Consider the following 19,964-nt stretch of genomic DNA (forward strand, 5'->3'; position numbering starts at 1 on the left):
GAATGTCTCCTTGTGGTGATGCCGTTGTGGCTTGGTCAGAAGGTGTTCCGATGTCGTTTCGCGGGATCTGAAGCGCGGCGGATGCCTGCCCGTTGCGGGCCCGCAATGCGCATCTCAGCCGCCCGCAGCGGGTGGCGTGGGCGGGGCGGGAACGAGCGCCGCCCCCGTCGAGAGCAGCGTCTCGATCTGGTCGGCCGCATAGCCCAGCTCGCCGAGCACGGCGAGCGTGTCCAGGCCACGGGGCCGGGCCGGCTCACCCAGCGGCGGGTAGGCCTCGTCGAAGCGGACCGTGGAGCGGATGGCGGCCGTCCGGCCCTCGGTCGGGTGCGCCTCGTAGCGGATCAGCCCCACCGCTTGCAGGTGGGGATCGCGCGGAAGCGTCTCCAGCGTGTGGCAATGCTGGGCGGCGATGTCCGCCGCACGCAGGATCTCCAGCCATTCGGCGGTGGTTCGATTCGGCAGCGGTGCGCCGCGGATCTCGAACCACTGGGCCACGTTGCGGGCTCGTGCTGCAACGGTCGCGAAGCGGGCGTCGTCGAGCAGGTGCTGGCGGTCGGTGGCGATCAGGAGGGCCCGGACTTGCGGGTCGGTGTTGACCGTGAAGGCGATCCAGCCGTCCGCAGTCTTGACCGGCTTGTTGTGCGGGTTCAGCAGCCGCAGGTCGCCCGGCGGGCCGACCGGCGGATCGAAGCTGTGCTGCGCAAGGTGCTCCTGCAGGACGAAGGCGGCCATCGTCTCGAACATCGGGATCTCGATGGCGCATCCTTGGCCGTTCGCCTGTCGCTGCAGAACGGCCGCGAGAACCGCTCCTGCCGCGATCTCGCCAGACACGTGGTCGCAGACCAGCATCGGGACATACCGCGGCTCGCCGTCGCGGGCGATCGTCAGTCCGGCCATCCCGGCGGCGGCCTGCACCACGCTGTCGTACGTCGGCTGGCCGGCGTAGGGGCCGTCGGTGCCGTAGCCAGTGATCAGGCAGTAGATCTTGTCGGGGTGGCGTGCTCGGACGGTGGCCGAGTCGATGCCCAGGCGTTCCAGCGCCTGCGGGCGCATGTTGGCGACGATCACGTCGGCCGATGCAATCAGGCGATCCAGCGCCTGCCGGGCGTCGGCCTTCTTCAGGTCGAGGCAGATGTTGCGCTTGCCGCGGTTGAAATGCAGGTAGGTGCCGGAGTGCTGCCCGGTCGGCGACAGGCCGCCGAGCCCGCGCATCAGGTCGCCCTCCGGGCTTTCCAGCTTCACGATCTCGGCGCCGTATTGGCTCAGACGCCAGGTACAGACCGGGCCGACCACGACACTGGTCAGATCGAGGACGCGAACGCCCTTCAACGGTTCGAAGGCCATCAGACTTTCACCTCCAGTTCGACGGCCAGCCGATGCTGATCGTCATGGGCCTTCAGGAGCCACCGCCCGTCAACCGGGTCGGCGCTCAGCGTGACGGGTCGATGGCAGTAGAGCGGCGCGACATGGCGTGCCGACAGGGAGACCGGTGTCACGCCCAGGTCCTGGCGCAGGAACTCCGTGAGCAGCAGCGTCGACAGCCCGCCGTTGACCACCAGGTCCGGGAAGCCTTCGACCTGGCGCGCGTGCTCGCGGTCGACGTGGATGCGGTGCGAGTTGAAGCCCAGGGCCGAGTACTGGAACAGCAGCGTGTCGTCGGGCACGACCGTCTTCATGTGTGTCGCCTGGATCGGCGCGGCCGGCGCCACTGCCGGCGATGGTGCGCCGCTGCCCGCCGCGCGGGCAGGCAGCAGCAGATAGGTCTGTGTCTCGACGATCGCCGGCTCCGGTTGCGCGTCGATGCGCAACTCATGGACCAGCGTCACCACCGCCATCGGCCCGGACGCCGTCGTCTTGTTCACGATGCTGCGCACGGCGCTGCTGCGCATCACGCGTGCGCCGATCGGGATGTCCTGGTGGAACGAGACCGTGCGGCCGCCCAGCATCAGCCGGGGCAGGCCCAGGTCCGGCATGGGCACGCCCAGCCCCGGAAAACCGTCGCTGCGCAGGCTCGATCGCCGCGTGTCGGCCGCCAGGAGCATGAAGTGCCAGCCCCGTGGCAGGGCCTGCCCAAGCGACAGGTCGTCGGGCTCCAGGTCGAGCATGGCGGCGACCCGGCGCACGGTGGCCAACGAGCAGGCTTCCTCCCGCACCACGGGGGACGTGACGCCGGTGATGTCGGGGTTGGACTGCGCCTCGGCAATGAGTTCGCTTTTGCTCATAGGTAAATCCTTTGTTGCACCAATGAAGTCTATTCCGCCAGATCGTCACATGGAATAGCAAAAATGACCTCTACTGGTTTTCACTGGTGCATTCTTTATTTCACGTATGCATCATTCGCATCGTCACTTCCAGTCAATGAGTCTCTGCACCGTCCCCTGTGTGCATCGCTGTCGCCGTTACTTGACCCACGGCCACCCTTTGCTCTCGTCACCTTCCTTCACCCACCAAGGATCAGCATGAACTTCAAGTTTCATCACATGAATCTCTGCACGGACAACTTGCCCAGGCTGACCAAGTTCTACAAGACCTTGTTCGAGCTCGGCACGATCAGCGACAAGGAGCACACGGTCGTGAGCGGGGTTCGGCAGGATCGCGCCTACACCGGCAATGTCGACTTCCTGACCGACGGTGCCATCGAGTTCCATTGGGCCGAACGCGACCTCGACACCGGCTTCAAGATGAAGCAGTTCGTCAATCCGATGGGCCACGGTCACTTCTGCTTCCGCACCGATGACATCAAGGGATTCATGCGCAAGTGCGATCAGCTGGGCATCCGCTATTCGGACTACGGCTGCTGGGCCATTCCCGGCTGGTATCAGGTCTTTCTGCAGGACCCGGATGGCCAGGTGATCGAAGTGCACCAGCCCGGCGTGTTCTGAACACGCGTCAACGACACAAGAGGAGACAAGCCATGCAAGATTCCCAGACCACTCACGCGAACGCGGCGCCAGCCGATGGAAGCCGCCGACGTGATGTCCTCAAGAAGCTGGCGGCCGTGGCTGCAAGCACGCTCGCTCCGGGCGCGGTACTCGCCCAGGCCGCCGGCAAGTTCCACCTGAAGATTGCCATCTCGCTCCCCGAGAGTCACCCGACCAGCGCGGCGCTGAAGGCCGCCTGCGCCGATATCCTGAAGGAGAGCGGCGGGCGCCTGACGATCGACGTCTATCCCAACGGCCAGCTCGGCAGCGACACCGACACGGTCTCGCAGGTGCGCTCCGGTGCGATCGATTTCGTCTGCACCGCCGGCACGATCTGGGGCAACCTGGTGCCGGTCACCTCGATCAACACGATCGCGTTCGCCTTCCCCGACTACGCGACGGTCTGGAAGGCGATGGACGGCGACCTCGGCGCCCACATCCGCACTGCGTTCGACAAGATCAACCTCGTGCCGGTGGGCAAGGTGTTCGACCACGGTTTCCGCCAGACCACGACGGCGTCCAAGCCCATCGTCGAGCCGAAGGATCTGGTCGGCATGAAGATCCGGGTGCCGGCCAGCCAGATCCTGACATCCTTGTTCAAGGGCCTGGACGCCTCACCGGCCACCGTGCCGATCGGCGAGCTCTACACCGCCCTGCAGACCAAGGTCGTGGACGGCCAGGAAAATTCGCTGCCGACCATCGACGCGAGCAAGCTCTACGAGGTGCAGAAGTACTGCTCGTACACCTCGCACATGTGGGACTGCTTCACCCTGGTCGGCAACAAGCGCATCTGGAACGCGATGCCCGAGGACCTGCGGGCACTGGCCACGCGCAACTTCGACGCCCACGCGCTCAAGCAGCGCGCGGCTCACGATGCGCTGACGGTCTCGCTGGAGACCAAACTCAAGGGCTTGGGCATGCAGTTCAACAAGGTCGACGTCAGGCCCTTCCGCCAGGTGCTGGCGAAGTCCGGCTTCTACGTCGAGTGGCAGAAGAAGTTCGGCCCGGAAGCCTGGGCCCTGCTCGAGAAGTACAGCGGCAAGTTGGTCTGATCTTCCACACGCCACCCAGCACGCCGCCATGTCGCACGCCCTCTCCAGTACCCCGGTCGATCCCGACGAGACCGCGGCCCCGCCGCCTGGCGTGGCGGCGTTCAACCGTGCGCTTGCCCGCTGGATCGCGCCGATCGAACTTGTCACTGCGCTGCTGATGGCGGCCATCGTCGCGATGCTGTTTGGCGGCGTGGTGGCCCGCTACGCATTCGGGCGACCGATCACCTGGATCGACGAGATCGTCTCGTTCGCGTTCATCTGGGTGGCGATGCTGGGCGCCGTGCTGGCCATGCATCGCAACGAGCACCTTCGCCTGTCGATGTTCGTGGACCGGATGTCACCTCGGCTGAGGGAGTATGTACACGCCTTCGCCCTGGTCGCGATGGCCACGTTCCTGATGGGACTGATCGGACCGGCCATCGAGCATGTGGAGGTCGAGTGGATCGTGGAAACGCCGGCACTCGGCATTCCGGGTGGCTTGCGTGTGGCGGCGATTGCCGTCGGACTCGTGCTGATGCTGGCCGTCGTCGCCATCTACTCGGTCCGCACGGTCCCCAAGGCAGCGCTCGCGACGGCCATCCTGGGGGTCGGTGCCTTCGTCGGCCTGTGCCTTTGGTTGTCGCCGCAGTTCATGCAACTGGGCCTGTTCAACATCGTCATTTTCCTGACCGGCGTGGTCGCGCTGTGCCTGTTCGCCGGGGTACCCATCGCCTTCTGCTTCGGCTGCGGCGTGATGAGCTTCCTCGCTTTCTCCAGCAACGTGCCGCTGATCGTCATCGTCGGGCGCATCGACGAGGGCATGGCCAACATGGTGCTCGTCTCGGTGCCGATCTTCGTGCTGCTGGGCTGCGTGCTCGATGCCACCGGCATGGGCAAGGCAATCGTCGATCTGCTGGCGTCGCTGATCGGACACGTCAAGGCCGGCATGTCCTACGTGCTGCTGGGTTCGCTGTTCATCGTCTCGGGCATCTCGGGTTCCAAGGTCTCCGACATGGCGACCGTCGCTCCGGCGCTGTTCCCGGAGATGCGCCGGCGCGGCAACAAGCAACCCGAGATGGTGGCGCTGCTCGCCACAGGTGCGGCGATGGCCGACACCGTGCCGCCGAGCATCGTGCTGATCGTGCTCGGCTCGGTCGCTGGCGTGTCGATCGCCGGCCTGTTCGAGAGCGGCTTCGTCGTCGCGATGGTGCTGCTGCTGTCGCTGCTCCTGCTGGCGCGCTGGAAGGCCCGTCACGAAGACACCAGCAGCGTGCGCCGCCCGCCGCTGAAGGCGATCGGCAAACTGGCGCTGGTGGCCGCTCCCGCGCTGGTCTTGCCCTTCCTGATCCGCAGTGCAGTGGGCGGGGGCATCGCGACCGCTACCGAGGTGTCGACGATCGCGGTCCTCTACGCGATGCTGATCGGCCAGGTGCTCTACGGCGGGCTGGGCTGGAAGCGCGTCTATTCGATGCTGGTCGAGACGGCCGCGCTCAGTGGCGCGATTCTCCTGATCCTCGGCACGGCGTCCGCCATGGCCTGGGCCATCACCCAGAGCGGCTTGGTCCAGCAGATGTCGCAGGTGCTCACCACCTTGCCCGGCGGCTGGATCGCCTTCATGGGCGTCACGGTCCTGGTCTTCCTGGTGCTCGGTTGCCTGCTCGAAGGCCTGCCCGCCGTGCTGCTGCTCGCGCCGATCATGTTCCCGATCGCCAAGAAGCTCGGCATCCACGAGATCCACTACTCCATGGTGATCGTCTGCGCCATGAACGTGGGTTTGATGATGCCGCCGATCGGCGTCGGCTTCTATGTCGCCTGCCGCATCGGCGACGCCAAGCCCGACGACGCCATGGTCGCGATCTGGCCCTACATCGCAGCGCTGCTGGGTGGTGTGATCGTGATCGCGATGTTCCCCTGGTTCTCCACCTTCATGCTCTGACAGTGCGCCCCATCTACCCGAGAGTGCCATGAACCTCTTCATCACCGGCGCCGGCGGCTACATCGGCGGCTCCCTCTCGACCGCCTTGCTGGCCGCCGGCCACCACGTGCGGGGCCTGACGCGCGACGCGGAGACCGCCCGGCGACTGGCCGCATCCGGCATCGAGCCCGTGATGGGCTCGATGGACGATGCCGTTCTGCTCGCCCGCGAGGCCGCGGGCGCCGACGGCGTGATCAACACGGCCAGCGCCGACCATCCGGCTGCGGTGCAGGCCTTCATCGCAGGGCTGGCCGGATCGGGCAAGCCGCTCCTGCACACCAGCGGCTCCAGCGTGATCGGCGACGACGCACGCGGCGCACGCCTGTCGGCGCAAGTGTTCGACGAGGACACGCCTCTGGCCGTGCATCCGATGAAGCAGGCGCGTCGCGACATCGACCTCATGGTGCTCGGGGCGGCGGAGCGGGGCGTGCGTTCGGCGGTGATCTGTCCCAGCAACATCTACGGCGTCGGCCGGGGACTCAAGCGCGACAGCGTGCAGATTCCATTTCTTGCCACGAACGCCCGCCAGCAAGGCGTGGTGCAGATCGTCGGCGCGGGTCTGAACGTCTGGTCGAACGTGCACATCGATGACGTCGTCGACCTCTACCTGCTGGCGCTCGAGAAGTCACCAGCCGGCGCCTTCTACTTTGCCGAGAACGGCGAGGCCTCCTTCGGCGACATCGGTGCGGCCATCGCTCGGCGGCTCGGACTGCCGGGCATCGAATCCCTGCCGGCCGAACTGGCCGCCCAGCGCTGGGGTGAGGCGCGGGCCTGGTTCTCGCTCGGCAGCAACAGCCGCGTGCGTTCGGCGCGTGCCCGCCGCGAGCTTGGCTGGGTGCCTCGCCATGCCTCGGTGATCGACTGGATCGAGCGCGAGATGCCGCTCGCTGAACCCACTTCCCCATCTTCTTGAACGAGGCGCAAATGCTATTGAAGGACAAGGTGTGCGTGATTGCAGGTGCAGCCTCGCTGCGCAGCATCGGCTACGCCACGGCTGAACTGTTTGTCGAACACGGTGCGAAGGTCGTGGTCACCGATCTCATGATGGACGAGCAGGTGCTCGCCGGCATCCGGTCGTCGATCGAGAGCCAGCTCAAGCGCCCTGTGGAGATCCACGGGTTGCGCTGTGACGTCAGCAAGGCCGATGACTGCGATCAACTGGTCCGCCAGGTGCTCGATCTGCACGGCACCATCGACTGCCTCGTCAACTCGGCAGGCATCGTCAAGTCGACCCCGCTGCTGGACATCGGCGCCCAGGAGCTGGACCTGATGTTCGACGTCAACCTCAAGGGCGCCTTCTTCCTGTGCCAGAGCGTGCTGCGGGTGTTCGTCGAACGCCGCGCGGGCACCATCGTCAACGTCGCATCGCTCGCGGCGCAGCGCGGTGGCGGACTTGTCGGCGGCCCTCACTACGCGGCATCCAAGGGCGGCATGCTGAGCCTGACGAGAAGCATCGCGCGCGAGTTCGGCCCTATGGGCATTCGCGCCAATGCCATCTGCCCCGCGATGATCGACACGCCCATGCTCGACGGCCTGCCGGCGGATCGGCTGAGCGGCATCATCGACGCGATCCCCCTGAAGCGCACCGGCACACGGCGGGAAGCGGCCGGCGCCTGTCTCTTCCTGGCCTGCGAGCTGTCCGGCTTCGTCACCGGTGCCACCCTCGACGTCAATGGCGGTACCCACATCCATTGAACGCGGTTCACTCGCCGACCACGCTTGAACACGAGGGCCTCATGAGCAAGCAAGCGCATTTCCTTCCATTCGCCTCCTTGCCCGAGATCGCGCGTGGCAACGGCATCGTCAACTACCTCATCGCGAGCAAGAAGGTGGGGGCACGCGCCATGCACACCGGCATCACGATGCTGCCGGTGGGTGTGCCGGCACCGAGACATTCCCACAACGCCGAAGAGCAGGTCACCGTTCTGGAAGGCCGGGTGAAGATCGTGCTGGAAGACCGCGAGCAAGTCTGCAGCCGCTTCGATTCCACCTTCATCTCGGCCGGTGTCGTACACGAACTCGTCAACGTGGGCGATGCGCCGGCCTACGTGCTGGTGGTCTACGGTTCGCCGGACGTGGACCGCACCTTCGCGGCAACCGGCGAGACCGTCGCCATTGGCTCGGACGGCGATCGATTCGTCCGCTGAGCTTCATCTCACCTTCCATGCAGGGACGCACCATGATTCTCGAGATCGCCGATATCCGCATCCAGCCTGGCCGCCAGGCCGACTTCGAACGCGCCGTGAAGCAGGGCTTCGACGTGGTCTTCCCGCAGGCCAAGGGCTTCCTCGGGCATGAGGTCCGACATGGCATCGAATCGCCGGAGCGCTACGTGCTGCTGCTGCACTGGGCCACGCTCGAGGACCACACGGTCGCCTTCCGGGGTTCGCCCTTGTATGCCCAATGGCGCGGCTTGGTAGGCGAATTCTTCGCGCAGCCACCGCTGGTCGAGCACTTCGACCTGATCGGCCGGTCCGGCGCGCCTGATGGAACTGCACGATGAGCGCAGGCCAGATCCCCGCCGGTCATGAACCGGTCCAGTCCTTCGCCGATTGCCACACCGGTATCGTGCAGGTGCTCAATGGCCTCGGAGAACTGCCGGCCTTGCTCGCATCGGCGCATAAGGCGCAGGCTGTCGCGGGCCAGGTCGATACATTTTTCCAGCAAGTCATCGTCCTGCACCACCGCGAAGAGGAAGATGATCTCTTTCCGGCGGTGCTTGCCAGCGCGACGGCCGGGGAGGAGCGGGACGAGGTCGAGCGACTGATCGCACGGCTGACCTCCGAGCATCGTCAACTGGAGGCCAGTTTCCACCGACTCCTGCCTGCCATCGAGATGATCCGCCACGGTGCCCTGGCTCCGCTCGATCGTGCTGATGTGGCCGGCCTGGTGCGCGAGTACCTGGCTCATGCGAGTTTCGAGGAGGCGATCTTCCTGCCCAAGGCACACGCCATCCTGGGCCGCAACAGCGACCACATGGCGGCGCTGGGCCTGTCGCTGCACATCCGGCATGCGTCCGAGGATGTGCGGCGTCGCTTCGGGAGCGTCTGACGCCAGCACGGCTTTTCGAGCCACGCATTCAATCCAATCGGCCCTTCGCCGCGTAGGCGACGAGTTGGTCGACCACATAGCGCACGCGAGGGCTCAAATGCCGTTGCCGGGGCCATACGGCATGCACTTCCACACCCACAGCCGAGTGCGCCGGCAAGATCGACCTCAGAGACCCATCCGCGAGCGGTTCACGTACCAGCGAGATCGGCAACTGCACGATCCCGAGCCCTCCGATCGCAGCATCCATCATCGCCTCGCCATCGCTCAAACGATGCGTGGCGGGCGGCGTGAATCGCTCCACCGCGCCGCCGTCGCTGACGAACCAGACGAGTGGGGGGCCCTTCAAGCTACCCACGATGCAACGATGCGCACGGACGTCGGCCAGTGTCATGGGTTCGCCGTGCATCCGCAGGTATTCGGGTGAAGCGCAGATCACGCGCTCCTGTGTCACGAGACGACGTGCAACCAGATCACTGCTGTCCGTCAGCGCGCCGAAGCGTATCGCCAGGTCGACATCTTCTTGAAGCAGATCACTCGTGGCGTCCGTGAAGGTCAAGGTCAGGCTCAAGTCCGGATGAGGTCGAGTGATCTCGATCAGCACAGGCAGCAGCACGCGCCTTCCGAAGGCCACCGGCATGTCGATGTGCAATCGTCCGCTCAAGATCTGGTTGCGCGACGACAGTGCGGCCTGGGCTGCGGCCACTTCCTCGATGGCCGCGGTGCACGCCGACAGATACGCCTCGCCATCCGCAGTGAGCCGCATGAGACGGGTCGTGCGGTGGAACAACTTGAAACCCAGTCGTTCTTCCAGGCGAGCAACTGTCTTGCCGACAGCCGACTTCGTCAGGCCCAGTCGCTCTGCCGCATCGGTGAACGTACGGGAGCGTGCTGCCGCCACGAAAACGGCCACCCCGGCAAGAGGATCGCGATCCATCGATGTATCCATTCACTCTACACAGAGTGTATAAATCGGCTAATTATCTCTCTATGTTCCCCATTAGGATCAAGTTTCCACAGCCGGAAGGGCATCACGCTGATGCTGATCTCCGGCTTCAACCATTGAAAAGGAGCACGAGATGCCTGTCGTTCGAGTGAGTTGGTTTGAAGGCAAGGACCATGCGCAAAAGGAGAAGGTTGCCGCGGAGATCACCGATAGCATCGTTCGTCACACGGCGACCGACCCCAACTACATCTACGTGATCTTCGAGGATGTGAAGGCGTCGGACTGGGCCGGTGCCGGCAAACTCTTCGGGAAGAGCCCGGAGGCTGGCGAAGGCTGACCCTGAAACGGCGGTCAGACGGACGCCGGACCTTGCCGGAACTGCTGGATGTCCGGTTGGTGAACCCACGATTGAGCGGATTCACACCACAAGGACATCGTGGGCTTGACCCACGATGTGTCCTTCAATGTTCCCGCTTTCAGCCAGATCAGGCCAGGACGTGAGACCACGTCCGAAAAAATGGGGGAGCCGCAGTTTGGACAGAAATGGCGATAGACCGCCTGCCCACTGCTCCCCCTATCGGCAAATACCTGGGTCTGACCCGTCTCGAACTTCAAGGAACCTTTGGGTATCCCGACATTGACCGAGAAAGCCCCGCCCGACTGCTTCTGGCAATGCGTGCAATTGCACAGCGCAACCACCAGGGGCTCGGCCATCGAGGCGTATTGAACTTGGCCGCAGAGACAACTGCCTTCAATTTTTGCCATGGCTGAAAGAACCTGCGTCGGATGGCGTGTTGACGTGGGTCGACCCGTTTGGTCATACCCTCTCGATGATCAGCGCGATGCCCTGCCCGACGCCGATGCACATCGTGCACAGCGCGTAGCGGCCCTGGATGCGGTGCAGCTGATTGATCGCCGTGGTCACCAGCCGCGCGCCGCTCGCGCCCAGCGGATGGCCCAGCGCGATCGCGCCGCCGTTCGGGTTGACGCGCGCATCGTCATCGGCCAGGCCGAGGTCGCGCAGCACTGCCAGGCCTTGTGCAGCGAAGGCCTCGTTCAGTTCGATCACGTCCATCTGAGCCAGCGTCAGGCCGGTCAGTGCCAGCACGCGGCGCGTGGCCGGCGACGGGCCGAAGCCCATGATGCGCGGCGCCACACCGGCGGTGGCCATGCCGACCACGCGGGCGCGTGGCGTCAGGCCGTTCATCGCCGCGACGGTCTCGCTGGCCAGCAGCAGCGCGCAGGCGCCGTCGTTGACGCCGGACGCATTGCCGGCCGTCACCGTGCCGTCCGGGCGCACGACGCCCTTCAACTTGGCGAGCGACTCGATCGAGGTCTCGCGCGGGTGTTCGTCCTTCGACACGACGACCGGATCGCCCTTCTTCTGCGCGATCGTCACCGGCGTGATCTCGGCGTCGAAGTAGCCCGACTTCTGCGCCGCCACCGCCTTCAGCTGCGAGGCCAGCGCCATGCGGTCCTGCGAGGCGCGGTCGATGCCGAAATCGGTGGCGACGTTCTCGGCCGTCTCGGGCATCGAGTCGACGCCGTATTGCGCCTTCATGAGCTTGTTGACGAAGCGCCAGCCGATCGTGGTGTCGTAGACCGCGTTGCTGCGGCTGAACGCGCTCTCGGCCTTGGGCATCACGAACGGTGCGCGGCTCATGCTCTCGACGCCGCCGGCGATCATCAGGCCGGCCTCGCCGGCCTTGATGGCGCGGGCGGCCGTGCCCACGGCATCCATGCCCGAGCCGCACAGGCGGTTGATGGTCGAGCCCGGCACGTCCAGCGGCAGGCCGGCCAGCAGCGCGGACATGCGCGCGACGTTGCGGTTGTCCTCGCCGGCCTGATTCGCGCAGCCGTAGAGCACGTCGGTGACCTGGGCCCAGTCGACGCCGGGGTTGCGCGCCATCAGCGCGGCGATCGGGATGGCACCGAGGTCGTCGGCTCGCACCGATGACAGCGCGCCGCCGTAGCGGCCGAAGGGGGTGCGGATGGCGTCGCAGATGTAGGCGTGGGTCATGGGATCAATGCTTGGTATCGAGTTGAAGCAGTGCTGCCCCGGTTAGCGCCTGGAGCGCGTCGAGTTCGACACCCGGCGCAAGGTCGATCACGACGAGTCCTTGGGCGGTGACATCGAGCACCGCGAGGTCGGTGTAGATCCGGCTGACGCAGCCCACGCCGGTCAGCGGGTAGGTGCAGGCGGCAACGATCTTGGCCTCGCCCGACTTGGTGGTGTGCTCCATCATCACGAAGGTCTTCTTGGCGCCGACGGCCAGATCCATGGCGCCGCCGACGGCCGGAATCGCGTCCGCTGCGCCGGTGTGCCAGTTGGCGAGGTCGCCCGTGGCGGACACCTGGAAGGCACCGAGCACGCAGATGTCGAGGTGGCCGCCGCGCATCATCGCGAAGCTGTCGGCATGGTGGAAGAAGCAGCCGCCGGGCAGCAGCGTGACCGGCTGCTTGCCGGCGTTGATCAGGTCGTAGTCCTCCTCGCCTTCGGCCGGCGCGGGGCCCATGCCGATGACGCCGTTCTCGCTGTGCATCATCACTTCGCGGTCGGCCGGCAGGTGGTTGGCCACCCGCGTGGGCAGGCCGATGCCGAGGTTGACGACCGCGCCGTCGGGGATGTCGCGTGCCACGCGCAGCGCCATCTCGTCGCGGTTCCAGCGCTTGGGGGTTGTGCTCATGTGATGCTCCTCACGCGGCGGTCTTGAAACCGCCGGCAGTGGTGATGGCCCGCTCAATCTGAACCACCCGCTGCACGTAGAGGCCAGGGGTGACGATGCTTTCGGGGTCGAGGCTGCCGAGTTCGACGAACTCGTGCACGCTGGCGATCGTGGTGCTAGCCGCTGCGGCCATGATCGGCCCGAAGTTGCGCGCGGTCATCCGGTAGGTCAGGTTGCCCCAGCGGTCGCCGCGCTCGGCCTTGATCAGCGCGACGTCGGCGTGGATGGGTTGCTCCAGCACGTAGCCGCGGCCGTCGATGACGCGGGTCTCCTTGCCCTCAGCCAGCAGCGTGCCGTAGCCCGTGGCGGTGAAGAAGCCGGCGATGCCGGCGCCCGCGGCGCGGATGCGTTCGGCCAGGTTGCCCTGCGGCACCAGCTCCAGCTCGATGCGGCCTTCGCGGTACAGGCGGTCGAAGTGCCACGAATCGGCCTGGCGCGGAAAGCTGCAGATGATCTTGCGCACCCGCCCGGTCGCCAACAAGGCGGCCAGACCGGTGTCACCGTTGCCGGCGTTGTTGTTGACGATCGTCAGGTCACGCGCGCCTTGTTCGATCAATGCGTCGATCAGCTCGTTGGGCAGCCCGGCCGTGCCGAAGCCACCGATCATCACCGTGGCGCCGTCACGCAGGTCGGCCAGCGCCGCCTGCGTCGAGGGATACAGCTTGTCGATCATGCTCAGGCCTCCCGCTTGGCGGGGTTGAGCACGAAGTCGTAGTTCAAGGTGTAGTACGGCCGATCGAGCGCGGTGCCGTCGGGCGCGGTTCCGGCCTCGTGCCGGACCCAGTCGGAGATCAGTGTCGAGCGCACGCCGAAGACCGCATCGGAGTCGAGGTAGCGGTCCTGATCCCGGAAGACATGCGTGATCAGGCGCTCATGGCCCGGTGCGCTCAGCATGAAATGCAGGTGCGCCGGCCGCCAGGGATGCCGGCCCAGCGCGTCGAGCATCTTGCCGACCGGGCCGTCGTGCGGGATCGGATAGGGCTGCGCCAGGATCGAGCGGAAGTGGTAGCCGCCCTGCGCATCGGTACGGATGCGTCCGCGGGCCCGGTGCGTGTGCGGCTGATCCGTGGTCGGCGGTTTCTGCACGTCGTAGAAGCCGTCCTCGTCCGATTGCCAGACGTCCATCAGCACGCCGGCCAGCGGCTGGCCGTCGATGCCGGTGACACGGCCGCTGACGAAACACGGCTCGCCGCGCGCGCCGTTCGAGATGTCGGCGCCGAGCGGATAGTCGGGGGCGTTCTCGACGAAGAACGGTCCGAACACGGTGGCCTCGGTGCAGCCAGTGGGCTTGACGTTGTTCTGCGCGGTCACCAGCGTCGACAGGCCCAGCACGTCGGACAACAGGATGAATTCCTGGCGGACATCGTCGGTGATGTGGCCGACCGCGGTCAGGAACTGGATCGCCTGGAACCACTCCGCCTCGGTCAGCTTGACCTCGCGGGCGAAGGAATGCAGGTGCTGGACCAGGCTGGTCATGACCGTGCGCAGGCGCGCATCACGGCATTGATCCATGGCGGCCAGTACCGCCTGGGTGATGGTGTCTTCGTTGATGTTGCGCACGGGTCTTGTCTCCTGTTGGTGTGCTGAGCTCGCAAGAGCCGTCACCTTAAGCCGACAGCGAGTGGAAAGAAATGCGCTGTGGTGAAATCAGTTTTCCGATAAATGGATGAATCAATCATGGATCGTTGGTCGCAGATCGAGTTCTTCGTTCAGGTGGCCGAACTCGGCAGCCTGTCGCGTGCCGCCGAGAAGCTCGACATGTCGAACGCTGCGGCCAGCCGCACCCTGGTGGCCCTGGAGGAGCGGCTGGGCGCGCGACTGGTCGAGCGCACCACCCGGCGGTTGTGGCTCACCGAGGCGGGCCAGGCGTTCCACCGGCGGTGCGTCGCCATGCTGGCCGAGATGGCCGAGGCCGAGGCCGCCGTGCTCGAAACCACCTTGCAGCCGACCGGCCTGCTGCGCGTCACCAGTTCGGTGTCCTTCGCGATGCTGCACATCGCGCCTGGACTGCCCGAGTTCAGCCGCCGCTATCCGAAGCTGAACGTGCAGATCGTCGCGGCCAACCGCTACCCCGACTTCATCGAGGCCGGCATCGACGTGGCGATCCGCACCCGCGAGGTCGAGGGCGACTCGGGCATCACCGTGCGACGGCTCGCGCACACCCGACGCGTGCTGGCCGGCGCGCCCGGCTACTTCGCCGTTCACGGCACGCCCAGGACGCCCGACGACCTCAAGCAGCACCGCCTGCTGGTCTACAACCTGGCCAAGGATCCGAACGTGCTGCACTTCAGCCGTGGCGACGAGCGCTGCGACACCTCGATCACCAGCATGCTGGACTCCAACGAGGGCCAGGTGATCTGCTCGGCCGGGCTTGCGGGTCTGGGCATCGTGATCCAGCCGCTCTACATCATTCACGACGAGATCGTGGCCGGGCGGCTGGTGCCGGTGCTGACCGACTGGGAGCTGCCGCCGCTGACCATCAACCTGGCCTACCAGAGCCGGCGTCACCAGCCGGCCAAGATCCGGGTGTTCAACGATTTCCTGGTCGAGCGCTTCGAAGCGCTCGAACTTGAAAAGAAATGGGCCGCGCCGCTGCGCTGAGTCACACGATCGATGTCGAGGGGCCAGCTTCACAGCTGGTGGAAACCCCCATGATTCTTCCGTTTATCGGCAAAGACATTTCCCGCTCCGTCATTTTTTGCCGCGCCGCGTGAATCTACAGTTCATCCATTGCAGGAAAGCAGAGGGTCACTTCGGGATCGCTGCCCATACATAGGTGAACGGATGATCAAGCACATCGTCATGTGGAAGGTACGCGGAGAGACGGCAGACGAGCGTCTGGCGAGCGCCGAGTTCGTCAAGACCCGTTTCGAAGGTCTGGTCGGCCGCATTCCGGGCCTGCTGCGGATGGAGATCGGTCTGGACTTCAGTCGCGTCGACTATGCCTGCGACATGGTGCTCTACAGCGAATTCGACAGCGTCGCGTCCCTGGAAGGGTATGGCGCCCATCCCGAGCATCTGCGCGTACGCCAGGAACTCGGCGATGTGCGCATCGCCCGGTTCCAGGTCGACTACATCCCTGGGGTTGCGTGACCATGCAGACGACACATGATTTCATCTTCACGGCACAGCCGGCCCGGGTGGTGTTCGCTCGTGGCAGCCTGAGCCGCTTGCCGCAAGAGGTCGAGGCCCTGGGCGCGCACCGGGTGCTGGTGCTGTGCACGCCGCAGCAGCGCGACCAGGCCGAGGCGGCCGCCAAGTTGCTGGGCGCCCTGAGCGTCGGGGTCTACGACGGCGCGCAGATGCATGTGCCGATCGAAGGGGCCCGGCAGGCGCGTGAACATGCCCGTGCGGTCGGTGCCGACTGCGCGGTGGCGATCGGCGGCGGCTCGACGATCGGCCTGGGCAAGGCCATCGCACTGGAATCGTCGCTGCCCATCATCGCTGTACCGACCACCTATGCCGGCTCGGAGATGACGCCGATCTACGGCATCACCGAAGCAGGCCTGAAGAAGACCGGCCGCGATGCCCGCGTGCTGCCGCGCACCGTGCTGTACGACCCGGACCTGTCGGTGGGGCTGCCGGTCGGGATGTCGGTCACCAGCGGCATCAACGCGATCGCCCATGCGGCCGAAGGCCTCTACGCCCGCGACGGCAACCCCGTGATGTCGCTGATGGCCGAGGAGGGCATCCGTGCCCTGGCGATCGGCCTGCGGGGTGTCGTCCGCAGTCCGTCGGACCTGGCCGCTCGCGGCGATTGCCTCTACGGCGCCTGGTTGTGCGGCACGGTGCTGGGTCATGTCGGCATGGCGCTGCACCACAAGCTGTGCCACACGCTGGGCGGCAGCTTCAACCTGCCGCATGCCGAGACACACACCATCGTGCTGCCTCACGCGCTCGCCTACAACGCGTCCGCGGCACCCATCGCAATGATGCGGATCGCTCATGCATTGAAAGTGCCGAGTGCAGCTTCCGGGGTCTACGACCTGGCCAAGCAACTCGGTGCACCCATGGCGCTGCGCGACATCGGCATGCCCGAGTCCGAACTCGACCGCGCGGTGGACATCGCGCTGGCCAACCCGTACTGGAACCCCCGGCCGATCGAAGCCCAGGCCATCCGCGAGCTGCTGCGCAATGCCTGGGAAGGTCGGCGCCCCCGAGACTGATCCAACATGCCGTTACCTGCGATCTGCCAACAAATCGAACCCTGAATGCACCTGACAGGAGACAAGCCATGACCACCCACACCGCACGCAAGCCACTCGGCAACGACACCACCTTGGGCGTGGCGTGCCTGGGCATCACCCACCCGCACACCTCCGGTCGGGTCCGGGCCCTGCAGCGCCTGCCCAACGCCCGCATGCTCGGCGCCGCCGACGACAGCCCGCTGCTGCAGCCCTTCTGCGACGCGCTCGGCCTGACGCCGCGGACCAAGCAGGAGATCCTCGACGATCCCGACGTGCACGTGGTCTACGTGCACTCCAAGAGCTACGCAATGGCCGATCTGTCCATTGAAGCACTCGAAGCCGGCAAGGCCGTGCTGTGCGAAAAGCCGGCCGGCCGCAATGCGGCCGATGTACGCCGCATCGTCGACGCGGTCGAGCGCACCGGCGGCATCCTGCAGGTCGGCTACTGCTGGCGCTACTCGCCGTCGGTCGACAAGATGCAGGAAGTGCTCAAGAGCGGGCGCCTGGGCAAGGTGCTGCAGGTGCGCGCGCACGGCGGCTGCTCGCACGACGAGGCCGACACCAATCACATGAAGCAGCCCGGCGACATCGGCGGGGCGATGTTCGTCATCTCCTGCCACCTGTTCGACCGCGTGATCCACCACTTCGGCATGCCGCGTTCGGTCAACGCCCGCATCACCAAGTTCCCCGGCGCGATGGGCCCGACCTCGCGTGAGGACGCGGCCGGCGCGGTGCTGAACTACGACGACAAGATCGTCGTGGTCGACTTCTTCTCGTGGGACTCGCTGCCCTGGCTCGAAGCGTGGGACATCACAGCCTACGGCACGGCCGGGATGATGAGTTCACGCCCGTCGCCGTCGAGCTACAAGATCTTCGACAACGGCACGGTCGACGGCCACCGCGAAGGCTGGACCGAGTGGAGCGAGACCGGCTTCCCGATCAACTGGGCGTCGAAGAAGACGGTCTATTCGCCCGAGCTGGCCGAGATCGGCAACCCGGTCTTCTTCGACCGTGAACTGAGCCACTTCAGCAAGTCGGTGCGCGAAGGCGCGCCGGTGGTCATCCCCGCGACGCAGGCACTCAACATCAGCACGCTGATCGAGGCCCTGTTCGCTTCTTCTGCACAAGCAGGTTCCGAGGTTTTCCTGTGAGCAATCAAAAAGTTGAGCTGCTGGCCGCGTACTGGACGCTGGCCGGTGATGTCTATCCCGGTGCCCCCACCGAGGTCAGCCCCTACAGCCTGGAAGATCGCGCCGCCGCGGCGGCCCAGGTCGGCTACACCGGCATGGGCCTGGTGCACGCCGATCTGATGGCCAACCGCGACCGCCTGGGCTGGGCCGGCGTGCGCCAGGTGCTGGCCGACAACGGCATCCGCCACATCGACGTCGAGTTCCTGGGCGACTGGTTCTGCGACGCGGCCGACCCGCGCCGCAAGGCCTCCGACCAGATGCGCCGCGAACTGTTCGAAGCGGCGGCCGAACTCGGTGCGCGCAACTTCAAGGTCTCGCCCGAGCTGTTCTCCGAGCAAGCGCCCGACATTGCCCACCTGCGCGACGAGTTCGCCCTGCTGTGCGAGCAGGCGCGCCCGGTCGGCACCAACGTCATCATGGAAATGATGCCGTTCACCAACGTCAACAAGATCGACACCGCGATGGCCATCATCGCCGGTGCCGACCAGCCTAACGGCGGCATCCTGCTCGACATCTGGCACGTCGCGCGCGGCGGCATGAGCTACGACGAGATCGCCAAGATCCCGGCGCGCTTCCTCAAGGGCGTCGAGCTCGACGACGCCGATCCGCAGATCGTCGGCACGCTGTTCGAGGACACCCGCTTCAGCCGCCGCCTGTGCGGCGAGGGCTGCTTCAACGTGCCCGCGTTCATCGATGCGGTCTTGGCGGCCGGCTTCGATGCGCCTTATTACGGCGTCGAGATCATCTCGAAGAGCTTCCGACTGCAGCCGCTGGACGTGATGGCGCGCAGTTCCTACGAGTCGGCGATGCGCCAGTTCGCGCACCGCTCGGCCTGAAACCCCACAAGGAGACATCCATGATTCGAGTCGCTGTTCTGGGCGCCGGCCGCATTGGCCAGATCCACGCCGCTAATGTTGCCGCCAACCCGCTCGCCAAGCTGGTCGCCGTGGTCGATCCGATCGACGCATCGGCCCGCAAGCTGGCCGACAAGCTCGGCTGTGAAGCGTCGACCGATGCCGAAGCCACCATTGCCCGCGCCGACATCGACGCGGTCGTCATCGGCACGCCGTCGGACACGCACGCCTACCTGATGCTGCTGGCCGCCCGCGCCGGCAAGGCCGTGCTGTGCGAGAAGCCGGTCGACAACGACCTGGCCAAGGCCGACGCCGCCGTGGCCGAACTGAAGGAACTGGGCGCCAAGGTCATGATGGCCTTCAACCGCCGCTTCGACCCCAGCAACATCGAGCTGCGCCGTGCCATCGACGCCGGCGACATCGGCGAGGTGCGCCAGGTCATCATCTCCAGCCGCGACCCCGGCCTGCCCCCGCGCGACTACGTGGCGCACTCGGGCGGCATCTTCCGCGACATGGCCATCCACGACTTCGACATGGCGCGCTTCCTGTTGGGCGAAGAGCCGGTCGAGGTCTACGCCAAGGCCAGCCGCGTGGTCGATCCGGCGCTGATGGAAGAGTTCGACGACTACGACACCCTGATGGTCATCATGCAGACCGCCTCGGGCAAGCAGTGCCACATCAACTGCTGCCGCGAAGCGAGCTACGGCTACGACCAGCGCTTCGAGATCCTCGGCGCCAAGGGCATGCTGATGAACGACAACCTGCGGCCCAGCACCGTGCGCCGCTACAACGCCCACGAAACCGAAGCGCTGCCGCCGCTGCTGAACTTCTTCCTGCAGCGCTACACCGACGCCTACCGCAACGAGCTCGACGCCTTCCTGAAGGCGCTCGACGCCGGCACCGCCATGCCCACCAGCCCGTGGGATGGCCGTCAGGCGCTGCGCCTGGCCGAGGCCGCGATCGAGTCGGTCAAGACCGGCCGCGCCGTGGCCGTCTAAGCCACTTCCCGCTCCCTTCCGCTTCTCTTTCCCTTCCAAACCCCGGGGGCCGGCCCGGGGTTCAGGTCGACTCGTGCCTGCTCCGTCC

General features: G+C 66.0%; 23 protein-coding genes. 15 read left to right on the plus strand and 8 right to left on the minus strand.

Annotation, left to right across the window (positions count from 1 at the left end; all coding sequences use genetic code 11):
* Window positions 1-114 precede the first annotated feature (114 nt).
* Window positions 115-1,344 (minus strand): CaiB/BaiF CoA transferase family protein, encoded by a 1,230-nt coding sequence (locus LCHO_RS04095; protein ID WP_012345852.1) that lies wholly within the window; start codon window positions 1,342-1,344, stop codon window positions 115-117.
* Window positions 1,344-2,222 carry an HTD2 family dehydratase gene (locus tag LCHO_RS04100; protein WP_012345853.1) on the minus strand — a complete coding sequence of 293 codons (879 nt, stop codon included), beginning with the start codon at window positions 2,220-2,222 and terminating at the stop codon, window positions 1,344-1,346. The genes LCHO_RS04095 and LCHO_RS04100 overlap by 1 nt, the downstream gene beginning before the upstream one ends.
* A 258-nt stretch (window positions 2,223-2,480) precedes the next feature.
* Here LCHO_RS04100 and LCHO_RS04105 point away from each other — a divergent pair, with 258 nt between their 5' ends.
* From LCHO_RS04105 to LCHO_RS04140, 8 genes are read left to right on the plus strand one after another with little or no spacing between them, the layout of a single operon-like run.
* A complete protein-coding gene (locus tag LCHO_RS04105; protein ID WP_223210502.1) occupies window positions 2,481-2,882 on the plus strand; it encodes a VOC family protein in 402 nt (133 codons plus the stop codon).
* A gap of 32 nt (window positions 2,883-2,914) precedes the next feature.
* Window positions 2,915-3,973, plus strand: a complete 1,059-nt coding sequence (locus LCHO_RS04110) for a TRAP transporter substrate-binding protein (protein WP_012345855.1) — start codon at window positions 2,915-2,917, stop codon at window positions 3,971-3,973.
* Window positions 3,974-4,001: 28 nt separating this feature from the next.
* On the plus strand, window positions 4,002-5,888 hold the full coding sequence (locus LCHO_RS04115; protein ID WP_012345856.1) for a TRAP transporter large permease: 1,887 nt from the start codon (window positions 4,002-4,004) through the stop codon (window positions 5,886-5,888).
* A gap of 28 nt (window positions 5,889-5,916) precedes the next feature.
* Complete coding sequence (locus LCHO_RS04120) at window positions 5,917-6,840, plus strand: NAD-dependent epimerase/dehydratase family protein (protein ID WP_012345857.1); 924 nt, start codon at window positions 5,917-5,919, stop codon at window positions 6,838-6,840.
* Window positions 6,837-7,622 carry an SDR family NAD(P)-dependent oxidoreductase gene (locus LCHO_RS04125; protein WP_223210503.1) on the plus strand — a complete coding sequence of 262 codons (786 nt, stop codon included), beginning with the start codon at window positions 6,837-6,839 and terminating at the stop codon, window positions 7,620-7,622. Before LCHO_RS04120 ends, LCHO_RS04125 begins: the two co-directional genes overlap by 4 nt.
* A 41-nt stretch (window positions 7,623-7,663) precedes the next feature.
* On the plus strand, window positions 7,664-8,074 hold the full coding sequence (locus LCHO_RS04130; protein WP_012345859.1) for a cupin domain-containing protein: 411 nt from the start codon (window positions 7,664-7,666) through the stop codon (window positions 8,072-8,074).
* 32 nt (window positions 8,075-8,106) lie between these two features.
* The gene (locus tag LCHO_RS04135) at window positions 8,107-8,430 is read left to right on the plus strand and encodes an antibiotic biosynthesis monooxygenase family protein (protein ID WP_012345860.1); all 324 of its coding nucleotides are present in this window, start codon (window positions 8,107-8,109) and stop codon (window positions 8,428-8,430) included.
* A complete protein-coding gene (locus LCHO_RS04140; protein WP_012345861.1) occupies window positions 8,427-8,978 on the plus strand; it encodes a hemerythrin domain-containing protein in 552 nt (183 codons plus the stop codon). The genes LCHO_RS04135 and LCHO_RS04140 overlap by 4 nt, the downstream gene beginning before the upstream one ends.
* Window positions 8,979-9,006: 28 nt before the next feature.
* On the opposite strand, the gene LCHO_RS04145 is transcribed toward LCHO_RS04140, so the two are convergent.
* Window positions 9,007-9,912 (minus strand): LysR family transcriptional regulator, encoded by a 906-nt coding sequence (locus LCHO_RS04145; RefSeq protein WP_012345862.1) that lies wholly within the window; start codon window positions 9,910-9,912, stop codon window positions 9,007-9,009.
* A gap of 142 nt (window positions 9,913-10,054) precedes the next feature.
* On the opposite strand from LCHO_RS04145, the gene LCHO_RS04150 reads away from it, so the two are divergent.
* Entirely contained in the window at window positions 10,055-10,258 is a 204-nt protein-coding gene (locus tag LCHO_RS04150; protein ID WP_012345863.1) for a tautomerase family protein, read from the plus strand.
* A gap of 14 nt (window positions 10,259-10,272) precedes the next feature.
* On the opposite strand, the gene LCHO_RS22620 is transcribed toward LCHO_RS04150, so the two are convergent.
* The 5 genes from LCHO_RS22620 to LCHO_RS04170 are packed head-to-tail and all read right to left on the minus strand — an operon-like array spanning window position 10,273 to window position 14,207.
* Window positions 10,273-10,686, minus strand: a complete 414-nt coding sequence (locus LCHO_RS22620) for a GFA family protein (protein ID WP_012345864.1) — start codon at window positions 10,684-10,686, stop codon at window positions 10,273-10,275.
* A 52-nt stretch (window positions 10,687-10,738) separates the two neighbouring features.
* Window positions 10,739-11,941, minus strand: coding sequence for a 3-oxoadipyl-CoA thiolase (gene pcaF / locus LCHO_RS04155; RefSeq protein WP_012345865.1), 1,203 nt, complete (start codon window positions 11,939-11,941; stop codon window positions 10,739-10,741).
* 4 nt (window positions 11,942-11,945) lie between these two features.
* Window positions 11,946-12,608 carry a 3-oxoacid CoA-transferase subunit B gene (locus LCHO_RS04160; protein ID WP_012345866.1) on the minus strand — a complete coding sequence of 221 codons (663 nt, stop codon included), beginning with the start codon at window positions 12,606-12,608 and terminating at the stop codon, window positions 11,946-11,948.
* A gap of 10 nt (window positions 12,609-12,618) precedes the next feature.
* Window positions 12,619-13,320 (minus strand): 3-oxoacid CoA-transferase subunit A, encoded by a 702-nt coding sequence (locus LCHO_RS04165; RefSeq protein ID WP_012345867.1) that lies wholly within the window; start codon window positions 13,318-13,320, stop codon window positions 12,619-12,621.
* Window positions 13,321-13,322: 2 nt separating this feature from the next.
* On the minus strand, window positions 13,323-14,207 hold the full coding sequence (locus LCHO_RS04170; protein ID WP_012345868.1) for an intradiol ring-cleavage dioxygenase: 885 nt from the start codon (window positions 14,205-14,207) through the stop codon (window positions 13,323-13,325).
* A 117-nt stretch (window positions 14,208-14,324) separates the two neighbouring features.
* Between LCHO_RS04170 and LCHO_RS04175 the strand changes: the two genes are divergently transcribed.
* The 6 genes from LCHO_RS04175 to iolG all read left to right on the plus strand — a co-directional run bounded on the left by LCHO_RS04175 (window position 14,325) and on the right by iolG (window position 19,876).
* Window positions 14,325-15,248 (plus strand): LysR family transcriptional regulator, encoded by a 924-nt coding sequence (locus LCHO_RS04175; protein WP_012345869.1) that lies wholly within the window; start codon window positions 14,325-14,327, stop codon window positions 15,246-15,248.
* A gap of 183 nt (window positions 15,249-15,431) precedes the next feature.
* Entirely contained in the window at window positions 15,432-15,740 is a 309-nt protein-coding gene (locus LCHO_RS04180; protein ID WP_012345870.1) for a Dabb family protein, read from the plus strand.
* Between the two features lie 2 nt (window positions 15,741-15,742).
* Window positions 15,743-16,813 (plus strand): maleylacetate reductase, encoded by a 1,071-nt coding sequence (locus tag LCHO_RS04185; RefSeq protein WP_012345871.1) that lies wholly within the window; start codon window positions 15,743-15,745, stop codon window positions 16,811-16,813.
* A 68-nt stretch (window positions 16,814-16,881) separates the two neighbouring features.
* A complete protein-coding gene (locus tag LCHO_RS04190; protein WP_012345872.1) occupies window positions 16,882-17,985 on the plus strand; it encodes a Gfo/Idh/MocA family protein in 1,104 nt (367 codons plus the stop codon).
* Complete coding sequence (locus LCHO_RS04195; RefSeq protein ID WP_012345873.1) at window positions 17,982-18,860, plus strand: sugar phosphate isomerase/epimerase family protein; 879 nt, start codon at window positions 17,982-17,984, stop codon at window positions 18,858-18,860. The genes LCHO_RS04190 and LCHO_RS04195 overlap by 4 nt, the downstream gene beginning before the upstream one ends.
* Window positions 18,861-18,880: 20 nt before the next feature.
* Window positions 18,881-19,876 carry an inositol 2-dehydrogenase gene (gene iolG, locus LCHO_RS04200; RefSeq protein WP_012345874.1) on the plus strand — a complete coding sequence of 332 codons (996 nt, stop codon included), beginning with the start codon at window positions 18,881-18,883 and terminating at the stop codon, window positions 19,874-19,876.
* The last annotated feature ends 88 nt before the right edge of the window (window positions 19,877-19,964 follow it).

It is taken from the genome of Leptothrix cholodnii SP-6 (assembly GCF_000019785.1).
Lineage (GTDB): Bacteria > Pseudomonadota > Gammaproteobacteria > Burkholderiales > Burkholderiaceae_C > Sphaerotilus > Sphaerotilus cholodnii.